Here is an 11,481-nt window from a genome sequence, read left to right on the forward strand (position 1 = left end):
TGGCGAGCCCACGTCAGTTCAGGTGATGCGGATTCATCTGGCATGGGTATTGCGGCGGCGTTGGTGCAGCGTTCGACCGGAGCGCCGCGATAGGGAGAAGCCCGGGAGAAGTCACGCCACCTCGATCCGGTCAGGGAGAGAGAAACAGTGTCAGGTGCACAAGTCCGCGGCGCGAGTCCCGCGCCCCGCAAACCCTTCTACACCAAGCTCTACGCCCAGGTGCTTGCCGCCATCGCGCTCGGCGTCGCAATTGGCTATTTTTATCCGGAGACCGGCGAGAGCCTGAAGCCGCTGGGTGATGCCTTCATCAAGCTGGTCAAGATGATCATCGCGCCTGTCATCTTCCTGACAATTGCGACCGGCATTGCCGGCATGAACGATCTTCATAAGGTCGGCCGGGTCGCCGGCAAGGCAATGGTTTATTTCCTCACCTTCTCAACGCTCGCGCTGATCGTCGGCCTCATCGTCGCCAATGTCGTCCAGCCTGGCGACGGCCTGAACATCGATCCGGCCTCGCTCGATGTCCAGGCCGTGAATACCTATGCCGCAAAAGCCAAAGCGCAGTCGGTCACCGGCTTCCTGATGAACATTATCCCGCCAACGATCGTCGGTGCCTTCGCGGAAGGCGACATCCTGCAGGTGCTGTTCTTCTCGGTTCTGTTCGGCATGGCGCTTGCGATGGCCGGAGAGACGGGCAAGCCTGTCGTTTCCTTCCTCCAGGCGCTCATTGTGCCTGTCTTCAAGCTCGTCGGAATTCTGATGAAGGCCGCGCCGATCGGCGCTTTTGGCGCGATGGCCTTCACCATCGGCAGATATGGCATCGGTTCGGTAGTCAACCTCGCGATGCTGGTCGCGACGTTCTATTTCACCGCCTTCCTCTTCGTGTTCGGGGTTCTCGGCGCAGTCTGCCGGTACAACGGCTTTTCGATTTGTTCTCTCATTCGTTACATTAAGGAAGAGCTGCTGCTTGTCCTCGCAACGTCCTCCTCGGAGGCGGCGCTCCCGTCGCTGATGGAGAAAATGGAGAAGGCGGGCGCCAGGCGTTCGGTTGTGGGTCTCGTCATCCCGGCCGGATATTCGTTCAATCTGGACGGCACGAATATCTACATGACGCTAGCGGCTCTCTTCATCGCACAGGCGACGAACACGGATCTGTCCATCGGCGATCAGGTGCTGCTGCTGCTCGTAGCAATGCTTTCCTCCAAGGGCGCTGCAGGTGTGACAGGTGCGGGCTTCATCACCCTGGCGGCTACGCTCGCGGTAGTTCCGAGTGTTCCCGTTGCTGGGATGGCACTGATACTCGGCATCGACCGATTCATGTCCGAATGCCGGGCGCTGACGAATTGCGTCGGCAACGCAGTGGCATCCCTCGTCGTCGCACGCTGGGAAGGAGAGTTGGACCGAGCACAGATGAAAGCTGCCTTCAGCGGTCATCAGCTTACCGAGGCATCAAACCGGCTACCCTCCTGCAAGTAAGGTGGGCGGCCCACGACCTGTCAAGTCGCTTAGCTGGTCACATAACTGAACGACCGACCCGCAGCCTCTAAACGGCTCCTCACGGACCATGTATCAGAAGCGCTAAATGTGTGAGTGCAAATCGTCACCGCCCTTTAAGCGAATGAGCCTTTCAGTATACCCGGCCGGTTTACGTCTGCAATGATGTTCGTCCAACACGTTGTGCCCATTCGTATGGGGACGTCTTCACTTTGCCACCCGAAACCGAAACGCGTTAGGCGGACAGAGAGCCGGCCGGCGTCAAAAACCAATCAGAATAGGACCTATGACCAAGCGCCCCACAATTGCCGATCTCGCCCGCGAAGCCCGAGTCAGCGTAGCAACGATCGATCGGGTTCTGAACGCCCGCCATCCGGTGCGCGAGGAGACCGCGCGGCGGGTCCACGACGCCGCCCAGGCGATCGGCTATCATGCTGCCGGGCTAATCAAGCAGCGGTTGCGGCGAGACCTACCGCACTACCGTCTGGGCTTCATCTTGAGAAAACCGGCCCAGCATTTCTACCAAGATTTTGCGCGCGAGGTCGAAGCATCGGTCAATTTGGCCCAGTCCTTCCACGGCATTCCGCTCGTCGAATTCGCCCCGTCACATATGCCGAGCGACCTGATCGCGCCGCTCAAGGAGTTGGGCGCACGCTGCCATGCAATCGCGATGGTGGCACCGGACCACCCGAAAATCACAGCAGCGGTTGAGGACCTCAAGGCCAAGGGCATTCCGGTTTTCTCGCTGCTTTCCGACTTCGCCGCCGGCGTGCGACAGGGGTATATCGGCCTCAACAACCGCAAGGTGGGGCGCACGGCCGCTTGGATGGTGTCCAAGGTCGCAAAACGGCCCGGCAAAGTGGCGGTGTTTGTCGGCAGCCATCGTTTCCAGGGTCACGAGCTCCGTGACGTCGGCTTTCGCTCCTATTGCCGTGAGAACGCGCCCACGTTCGAGGTGCTGGATCCGGTCATGAACCTCGAGAAACGGCAGATCACCTACGAGGCAACGCTTGATCTCATGCAGCGGGAGCCCGAGCTCGTCGGCTTCTATGTCGCCGGCGGCGGCATGGAGGGCGCCATCTCCGCGCTCCGAGAAGAGGGCAAAAGTCGGGATCTCGTCGCGATAGTGAATGAAATCACACCTGAGTCTCGGGCAGCGCTCGCAGATAACATCGTCACGATGGCGGTCGCCACGCCAATGCGCCGGCTTTGCCAGGAGCTGATAACGCTGATGACACGGGCTATCGAGACCGGCACCGCTGAAACACCCGGACAGACATTTCTGCCGTTCGACATCCATCTGCCGGAAAATATATGAAGGACTCTATCCTAAGCGGGCGCTTTAGCCGCGGCCCAGGACGAAGAGCCAAATTGGGTACGGCCGCGCCTTAAGGCGGAAGCGCGAGGTAGATTGCCTGGATCCGCAGCATCAACCTCCACCGGCTTTACTGCCAACAGGCCCGACGTTCTCGTGCAGGGGGTGTGGTCAATGATCTCGCACAGCAATAGCAGAGCGAGGCCAGCACAGTCCATTTGGGATCGACCTCGTCGACCGCCATCTCCTCGCCTGGCTGCACGTGAAAAGCCGCGGCACAGCCGGCAAGGTAGGAATTTAACCGGGCTAACCATCTTCTGGGACTTCGCACGCAAATCGAGGCGGCAGTCAATTCAGTAGCAGCCCGGGCGTGTGTTCTGCTCATTCCGGCCCCTCGCACTTAGCAAGGAACTGCGCCGCTCTGCCGGGCCAAAGGCCCGACGCCCGAAGGGCAACCGCTCCTACGCGATCGCGTCCGCCTCCAGAAGCCGCCATCGAAAAGAATGCTCGCGTCGTCACCACCTACGGCCAAAGCGGGCAATCAAGGCAGCTGGCATCACTCTGCCACACATCCTTGACGAGCAACTCGCCTGAGATCAGCCCCAGAACGTAGGTAACACGCGCCGCGCCGGCGCTTGTCGAACATGCTGATCAGCCTGTCTTACAGGCGGTGATTAGGTGGGGCTCAACATCTTCCGGGACTTCGCACGCGATTTCGAGGTGGCAGTCGGTACCAAGAAACGAAAGGTCGGATCGGCGTGCCCGAGACGCTCAATGATTTCAGGCAAAGGCGCCAGGCGAGATGCCTCCTGCAACATCATTTCCCGCATCCACATGCTTGCCGGATCACTATTGTGAAGCTCAGGCCATTGGACGGCTTCCGTGAATGCAGGAGGAGGAAGTGGCGGCGGAAGTTGGACAATCCGCAGGGGTGTTGTTTTTGCGAAATGCTGCGCCAGCCGTAAGGGCATAGTCCCGATGCGGCTGGTGCCTGACAGGACGGGCGGGATCAGGCTAAAGCCCTGTACGACAACTTCGATACGTCTCTCGAAACCGTGCTCGAGCAAATACCATTCCTCCATGGTGGGCTGCCGGGTGTGCCTGAATTTGAGCACAACATGCCCCATGCACAAGTATCGCTCGAATGTAAGTGGCTCCGACAGCTGCTTGTTCGTGCCGCAGCCTACGCCTACGAGCTTATCTTCGAACAGGGCTGCGCGAGGATGTTTCGACATGAACACTTCCGGCATAATCAGAAAATCAACGTCGCCGCGCCGGAGAAGCTCCTCGGGGTCGTCGCAAATAGGCAGACATTCAAAGCGAACGGCGGGAGCTTCCCGCGCAGCGCGCTCTACTATCTTCCTAAAAAATACGAGCGTGATGTAATCGGAAAGCATGATTCGGAAGAGACGATCCGATTGGGCCGGGTTGAAGGCGTCGGGCGAAATAATCGATAGCTGGATGTGCAGCAATGCGTCCCGGACTGCTGGGGCGAGCCCGTCGGCGCGCGGCGTCAAAATGAGCTCGCGGCCGTTCATCGTAAATAGCTCATCGTTGAAATAGGCGCGTAGCCGAGCAACGGCGGCGCTCATGGCCGGCTGGCTCAGGTTGATACTGCGAGCCGCGGCAGTGACTTTACGCTCCCTCATCAGAGCGTCCAGCACAACGAGGAGATTTAGATCCAGCCCTTTAAAACGCATGTCATGTTCTATCCAACGTGTGGATGCGTATCATTCAAACAATCAATTTTACGAATTTACGAGCCATGCATTAGAGGAACGGAAAGTGAGCGACGTCAAGCTCAAATCGACGACACGGGCCGGAACTCGAGAGAGCGTCTGGCTCACCTTCGCCAACGACAACGGCTGAGTGCAGCCAACAACGCCGCTTTGGTCGAGTAATGCGGCCGCAAAAACCAATATGAAGAGAGGTCCTGAATGCGCCATCAGGTGCAGTGGAAGTTGTGCTGGGAAAACGAGTTGCAGCTCTCCGATCACGTTAAGCTCGCCGAGTTCTTTCGTGATACGTACGGGCCGACTGGGGCGTCCAACGCAGAACCGTTCGAAGGTAGTCGAAGCTGGGCCGGAGCCAGGCCTGAACTCCGCGTAATCGCCTATGATTCAAGCGGTGTAGCGGCTCACATGGGCATACTGCGCCGTTTCATCAAGGTCGACGCGGTCGACCTGTTGGTGGCTGAACTGGGCCTGTACGGGGTACGTCCGGACCTTGAGGGTCTGGGAATCGCCCATTCAATCCATGTCATGCTTCCGATACTGCAGGAGCTTGGCGTTCCATTCGCTTTCGGAACGGTCAGGGACGCGCTGCGGAATCATGTTGAGAGGTTCGGACGGCGATACAGCCCTATGGCCGTTTTGTCGGGAATTCGCGTGCGCTCCACCCGACCAGAGGCCCGCCTCGACCTGCCGCCCACACGCATCGATGACGCACTCACAATTGTTCTGCCAGTTGGACGGCCGATCAGCGAATGGCCCACGGGCACGATGATAGATCGGAACGGACCAGAGCTATGAGCCGGTCCGATTGCTTGTACGAAGTGCGCCGTGAGTGCTCTGACGGCACCGGCCGTCGAAGCGTTTATCTGACGTTTGACGACGGTCCCAATCCACTTTTCACACCGGAGATTCTCGACGTGCTGGCAGAGCAGCGGGTGCCGGCGACTTTCTTCGTCATCGGCGCCTACGCCTTAGAGCACCCATATCTAATCCAACGGATGATCGCAGAAGGGCACGAGGTAGGCAACCACACGATGTCTCATCCGGATCTGTACCAATGCGGTTTCGGCGAAGTGCAACGTGAGGTCTTTGAAGCGAACGACGCCATAATGAGAGCGTGCCCGCAGGCCTCGGTCCGCTTTGTTCGCGCGCCCTACGGCGCCTGGAGCGAAGAAGTCTGCACAGCATCACAGATCGCCGGGCTGGCGGCCCTTCATTGGTCCGTCGACCCTCGAGATTGGTCTCGCCCTGGGGTCGAGGCGATTATCGATAAAGTGCTCGCCTCCGTCCGGCCGGGCGCAATTGTACTCTTGCACGACGGATGCCCTCCCGGCGAGTTGAGCCAGGGCGCTCACGCCGGCATGCGCGACCAGACGGTCACGGCGCTGTCCCGGCTGATTCCAGCACTGCGTGAGCGCGGATTTGTAATCCGCTCACTTCCTCAACATCACTGAACAACGAGATCCCATGACTCTTCTTGGTACAACCAGCACTGTGGCCATTTCGCTTTATGCACTGCTCTCGACTGCCTATAAGAGCATGCAAGGGCTTTATGCTATGCCGACAAAGGATTCGTCGGGGTTGGAGGTTCTCGTCGGCTCCGACAAACTGCCCAGCGTGGATGTCATCGTCCCCTGCTTCAACGAGGATCCGCGCACGCTTTCAGAGTGCCTGGCTTCCATTGCAGACCAAGAATACGCCGGAAGACTTCGGGTCTATTTGGTTGATGACGGTTCTGGAAATCGCGAAGCCTTAGGAACTGTCCACGAAGACTACGCGCGCGACCCCAGGTTCGACATCATTTTGCTTCCCGAGAATGTTGGAAAGCGCAAGGCGCAGATCGCCGCGATACGACGCTCATCAGGGGATCTGGTGCTTAACGTTGATTCAGACACGGTACTCGCGCCCGACGTCATTTCCAAGCTTGTACCGAAGATGCGAGATTCAGCGGTCGGCGCAGTCATGGGTCAATTGACGGCCAGTAACCGAACCGAGAGCTGGCTGACCAGGCTGATAGACATGGAGTACTGGCTGGCTTGCAACGAGGAGCGCGCGGCACAGGCTCGCTTCGGTGCCGTTATGTGCTGTTGCGGCCCATGTGCCATGTACCGCCGGTCTGCGCTCCTTTTGTTACTGGACCAGTACGAGTCGCAATTTTTTCGGGGCAAGCCAAGCGACTTCGGTGAGGATCGCCATCTCACTATCCTGATGCTGAAAGCAGGCTTTCGAACCGAATACGTTCCGAGCGCCATCGCGGCCACAGTCGTTCCGAACAGACTCGCACCGTATCTGCGCCAACAACTCCGTTGGGCACGAAGCACATTCCGGGACACGCTGCTTGGGCTGCGCTTGCTGCCTAGCCTAAATAGCTATCTCACGTTGGACGTGGTCGGACAGAATCTCGGCGCGCTACTCCTCGCCCTATCGGTATTAACGGGCCTCGCACATTTCGCACTGACAGGCACTGTGCCTTGGTGGACAGGACTGATGATTGTGTCCATGACCATGCTCCGATGCAGCGTGGTAGCATTTCGTGCTCGACAATTTCGATTTCTTGGCTTTTCGCTGCACACGTTCATCAACGTCTTTCTCTTGCTTCCGTTGAAGGCCTACGCGCTGTGTACCTTGAGCAATAGCGATTGGCTGTCGCGAAGCTCTGCTGTCGCTACATCGAACACTGGGGGAAAACAGGCCCCCACCCAAGCTCCGATCACTGGTTCCAGCAGGGCAGAACTCTCGCCCCATTCGGCTCCGCTTCGCAGGCTCAATCTTGCGCGGGATTCTTCGGAATTAGTCCTGTCGGACAACATTTGCGGCGACGACTGACCGCAAATACCTAATGGACGAGAGGTGCACGAGTTTGACCCAGAACGTGAATCATCAGTTGCTTGATCGGGAATTGGCCGCTGACGATCCGTGGCGCCTCGACGGCAATCCATTCGAGCGGAAGCGCCACACGCAAATGCTCCAGCTGGCGCTTGCCCAAGGCTCCATTACAAATGCCCTCGAAGTCGGGTGCGCTGCCGGCGCATTCACGGAAAAACTAGTCCCCTACTGCCAAGGGCTCACCGTCATCGATGTCGTGGCGCAAGCGATTGCTCGAGCACGTCAACGGATAAAGGAGCCGTCGCGCATCAACTGGATAGTCTGCGATGTTCAACAGTTTTCGACCGACGAGTTGTTTGACGTGATCGTTGTGGCGGAGGTCCTCTACTACCTCGGAGACATAGCCGAGATGCGCGCGGCCATCAAAAACCTGGTGCGGGTGCTTGCGCCAGGCGGGCATCTGATCTTCGGATCGGCAAGGGATGCTAATTGCCGTCGCTGGGGTCACGCCGCTGGTGCTGAGCCGGTCATCGCCATGCTGAACGAAACGTTGATCGAGGTAGAGCGGCTTGAGTGTCGGGGCGAGTCGGTCAACGAAGACTGCTTGCTCGTCCGTTTCCGGAACCCGATTTCCGCTTCCTGATGAATCTCGAATCTATCGCCGTTAACGTGGAGACACTATGCGCATCTGTGGTACCAAGCTGACCCATGATGGGGCGATCGCCCTGGTCGAGGATGGACGGCTCGTCTTCTGCGATGACCAGGAAAAGCGGCACAACGATCCGCGTTACCAATCCATCGATAATCTCGACGCAATTGTCGCCGCTTTAGCGGAGCAGCGGCTAGATCCTTGTGATGTCGATCAGTTCGTTATCGACGGCGGGGATGGCGAAGACGAGTTACAGTTTCAGATCGGCAGGGAACCAAGCAACCGCCAGTTTTGTCGTCCCTCTCGGTAAAATGAACCCATGTCCATGATAGCGATCGACCTTACTGACGTAAGCAAAACTTATGACAAGCTCGTTGTCGACAGGCTGTCGTTCCGCGTTGCGGCGGGGGAATGCTTCGGGCTCTTGGGACCGAACGGCGCGGGCAAAAGCACGATTGCGCGTATGGTCCTCGGCATGACATCGCCTGATGCGGGGAAGATTACTGTGCTCGGCGCTCCAGTGCCGGCGCGCGCGCGTTTGGCACGTATGCGCATCGGCGTGGTCCCGCAGTTCGACAATCTTGATGCCGCGTTCACTGTACGCGAGAACCTGTTGGTGTTCGGGCGCTACTTCCGGATGAGCAGACGCCAGATCGATGCGGTCATACCATCGCTGCTTGAGTTCGCCCGCCTCGAGAACAAAGCGGATGCGCGCGTCGCCGAACTGTCCGGCGGCATGAAGCGGCGCCTGACGCTCGCGCGTGCGCTCATCAATGACCCGCACTTGCTGGTGATGGACGAGCCGACCACCGGCCTCGATCCGCAGGCCCGCCACCTGATCTGGGATCGGCTGCGATCGCTGCTGGCGCGGGGCAAGACTATTCTTTTGACTACCCATTTCATGGAAGAGGCCGAGCGGCTGTGCGATCGGCTGTGCGTTATGGAGGAGGGGCGCAAGATCGCCGAAGGTCGCCCGTCCGAACTCATTGACGAGCAGATCGGCTGTGACGTGGTCGAGGTCTACGGCGGCAATCCGCATGAACTGGGTGCGCTGATCCGGCCGTACGCACAGCGCATCGAGGTGAGCGGTGAGACGCTTTTTTGCTATGCACCCGATCCGGAGCAGGTGCTGGCGCAGCTACGCGGGCGCACGGGTCTACGCCTTCTGCAGCGTCCCCCCAATCTCGAGGATGTGTTTTTGCGGTTAACCGGGCGCGAGATGGAGGACTGAACAATGGGCGAACGTTATGCGGCGGGCATGCCCGCCAATGCGTGGAATTGGGTCGCGGTTTGGCGCCGCAACTATCTTGGATGGAAGAAAATCGGGCTTGCATCGGTTCTCGGCAACCTCGCCGATCCGATGATCTATCTGTTCGGTCTCGGCTTTGGCATCGGAACAATGATAGGTCCTGTTGAGGGCACTTCGTACATTGCGTTTCTCGCGGCTGGCATGGTTGCCACAAGCGTGATGGCATCGGCGACCGCTGAAACGGTCTACGGGAGTTTCGGCCGCATGGGCGACCAGCGCACCTGGGAAGGAATGCTATGCACTCAGCTGACGCTCGGCGATATCTTACTCGGCGAATTGGCGTGGGCAGCCACGAAGGCCCTCATGGCGGGCACAGCAATCACTATTGTTGCCACCACGCTCGGCTACGCATCGTGGCCATCCATCCTCTGCTTGCTGCCAGTCATCGCTCTCAATGGCCTCGCCTTCGCGAGTCTAGCGATGGTCGTCACGGCGCTTGCGCCCAGTTATGAATATTTCATATTTTATAATACGCTTGTTATTACACCCATGCTGTTCCTTTGCGGCGCGATGTTTCCGATCAACCAATTGCCCGGCGCTTTTCAGTATGCTGCCTCCTTATTACCGCTCGCACATGCAATCGACCTCATTCGTCCAGCGATGCTTGGCCGTCCGATTGACAAAATGGGCCTGCATATCGGCGCGCTTTGCATATACACAGTTTTGCCCTTCTTCTTTTCGATTGCTCTTTTTCGTCGAAGGCTGATGCGTTGACGCTACTCACCATTCGAATTGAATGTTTGGTCGCAACCCATTCACACGCCGCCTAGATCAAGACATGCGTTTTAAGGGACTCGATCTGAATCTCCTCGTTGTGTTGGACGCTCTGGTCAGGGAACGTAAAGTCACCGCGGCGGCCCGCAGTATTAACCTGAGCCAGCCGGCAATGAGCGCCGCCGTTGCTCGGTTACGCGCCTATTTCAGCGATGAGCTATTTACGATGAGCGGCCGCGAGCTCATTTTGACACCTCGCGCTGAGGGGCTCGCCCCAGCAGTCAGGGAGGCATTGCTGCACATCCAGCTATCGATTATTTCCTGGGACGCCTTCAACCCAGCCCAATCGGATCGTCGCTTCCGGATTATCCTTTCCGATTACATCACGCTCGTATTTTTTAAGAAGATCGTAGAACGTGCTGCGCGGGAAGCTCCCGCCGTCCGCTTTGAATGTCTCCCTATTTCCGACGATCCCGAGGAGCTTCTCCGGCGCGGCGACGTTGATTTTCTGATCATGCCGGAAGTATTCATGTCGAAACATCCTCGCGCAGCCCTGTTCGAAGATATGCTCGTGTGCGTAGGCTGCGGCACGAACAAGCAGCTATCAGAGCCACTTACATTGGAGCGATACTTATCGATGGGGCAGGTTGTGTTCAAATTCGGGGACACCCGGCAGCTCTCCATGGAGGAATGGTATTTGCTCGAGCACGGTTTCGAGAGACGCATCGAAGTTGTCGTACACGGCTTTAGCCTGATCCCGCCCGTTGTATCAGGCACCAGCCGGATCGGGACCATGCCCTTACGGCTGGCGCAGCATTTCGCAAAAACAACACCCCTGCGGATTGTCAAACTTCCGCCGCCACTTCCTCCCGCATTCACGGAGGCCGTTCAATGGCCTGCGCTCCACAATAGTGATCCGGCAAGCCTGTGGATGCGGGAAATGATGTTGCAGGAGGGATCTCGTATGATTCCTCTGCCTAAGAGCACCGGACGTCTCAGTTGTCCCCAAATTGAGAAACTGCCCCCCCCTCGACTATGAGAGGAGGCATGGATGGCGATCCCCCGCCGCCTGCGACCCCGCAACTGCTCAGCAGAAGGGCGAAGCGAACGAGAGTGAATCCATTTCGTAAATGTGTGCCTATCCAAGCAATCGATTTCTGCAATTGTCCGATGACGAATATGAACGCGCCTGAAGGTGTGGAGGCGGAAGCCTGTTCGGGCCCTTGCGGCCGACCACGATGAATCCCTTCCAAACCTTCAGCCGGACGGTGTTGTTGACGCGCTCCATTAAACGCCGGGACCAAACATATTCGGCGGGAGCACTGATCCTGAACCAGCGAGCGGATGCAGTCGGTTGCCGGTCGGGGAGCAATATAGGGAGCTGGGTCGCCAGCCTCCGGAGACTTACGTGACAACCATTCCTTAAAGGATTCAGCTTTGA

10 protein-coding genes and 2 pseudogenes are annotated in these 11,481 nt (G+C 58.2%); 11 read left to right on the forward strand and 1 reads right to left on the reverse strand.

Going from position 1 to position 11,481, the window contains the following annotated elements:
* Positions 1–147: 147 nt before the first annotated feature.
* The 3 genes and pseudogenes from NKH38_RS16145 to NKH38_RS33420 all read left to right on the forward strand — a co-directional run.
* Positions 148–1,476, forward strand: a complete 1,329-nt coding sequence (locus NKH38_RS16145) for a dicarboxylate/amino acid:cation symporter (protein ID WP_031244916.1) — start codon at positions 148–150, stop codon at positions 1,474–1,476.
* A gap of 304 nt (positions 1,477–1,780) precedes the next feature.
* Positions 1,781–2,812, forward strand: coding sequence for a LacI family DNA-binding transcriptional regulator (locus NKH38_RS16150; protein WP_023672231.1), 1,032 nt, complete (start codon positions 1,781–1,783; stop codon positions 2,810–2,812).
* Between the two features lie 363 nt (positions 2,813–3,175).
* Positions 3,176–3,403, forward strand: a pseudogene (locus NKH38_RS33420) (IS1634 family transposase); the annotation flags it as partial.
* An 80-nt stretch (positions 3,404–3,483) separates the two neighbouring features.
* On the opposite strand, the gene NKH38_RS16155 reads toward NKH38_RS33420, so the two are convergent.
* The gene (locus tag NKH38_RS16155) at positions 3,484–4,509 is read right to left on the reverse strand and encodes a LysR family transcriptional regulator (RefSeq protein WP_023712679.1); all 1,026 of its coding nucleotides are present in this window, start codon (positions 4,507–4,509) and stop codon (positions 3,484–3,486) included.
* A gap of 237 nt (positions 4,510–4,746) precedes the next feature.
* On the opposite strand from NKH38_RS16155, the gene NKH38_RS16160 reads away from it, so the two are divergent.
* The 8 genes and pseudogenes from NKH38_RS16160 to NKH38_RS16195 all read left to right on the forward strand — a co-directional run bounded on the left by NKH38_RS16160 (position 4,747) and on the right by NKH38_RS16195 (position 11,079).
* On the forward strand, positions 4,747–5,340 hold the full coding sequence (locus NKH38_RS16160) for a NodA family N-acyltransferase (protein WP_023694280.1): 594 nt from the start codon (positions 4,747–4,749) through the stop codon (positions 5,338–5,340).
* On the forward strand, positions 5,337–5,996 hold the full coding sequence (nodB, locus tag NKH38_RS16165; RefSeq protein ID WP_023672235.1) for a chitooligosaccharide deacetylase NodB: 660 nt from the start codon (positions 5,337–5,339) through the stop codon (positions 5,994–5,996). The genes NKH38_RS16160 and nodB overlap by 4 nt, the downstream gene beginning before the upstream one ends.
* 13 nt (positions 5,997–6,009) lie before the next feature.
* Positions 6,010–7,368: a chitooligosaccharide synthase NodC gene (gene nodC / locus NKH38_RS16170; protein WP_352765052.1), complete on the forward strand. Its 1,359-nt coding sequence runs from the start codon at positions 6,010–6,012 to the stop codon at positions 7,366–7,368.
* 13 nt (positions 7,369–7,381) lie between these two features.
* Positions 7,382–8,011, forward strand: a complete 630-nt coding sequence (gene nodS, locus NKH38_RS16175; protein ID WP_023755874.1) for a nodulation methyltransferase NodS — start codon at positions 7,382–7,384, stop codon at positions 8,009–8,011.
* A 37-nt stretch (positions 8,012–8,048) separates the two neighbouring features.
* Positions 8,049–8,282, forward strand: a pseudogene (locus tag NKH38_RS16180) (carbamoyltransferase N-terminal domain-containing protein); the annotation flags it as partial.
* A 54-nt stretch (positions 8,283–8,336) separates the two neighbouring features.
* Positions 8,337–9,248 carry a nodulation factor ABC transporter ATP-binding protein NodI gene (gene nodI / locus NKH38_RS16185; protein ID WP_023685034.1) on the forward strand — a complete coding sequence of 304 codons (912 nt, stop codon included), beginning with the start codon at positions 8,337–8,339 and terminating at the stop codon, positions 9,246–9,248.
* 3 nt (positions 9,249–9,251) lie between these two features.
* Positions 9,252–10,040, forward strand: a complete 789-nt coding sequence (locus NKH38_RS16190; protein ID WP_023698293.1) for an ABC transporter permease — start codon at positions 9,252–9,254, stop codon at positions 10,038–10,040.
* A gap of 64 nt (positions 10,041–10,104) precedes the next feature.
* Positions 10,105–11,079, forward strand: coding sequence for a LysR family transcriptional regulator (locus tag NKH38_RS16195; RefSeq protein WP_023685036.1), 975 nt, complete (start codon positions 10,105–10,107; stop codon positions 11,077–11,079).
* Positions 11,080–11,481 lie beyond the last annotated feature (402 nt).

Source organism: Mesorhizobium sp. M1078 (assembly GCF_040318615.1).
Lineage (GTDB): Bacteria > Pseudomonadota > Alphaproteobacteria > Rhizobiales > Rhizobiaceae > Mesorhizobium.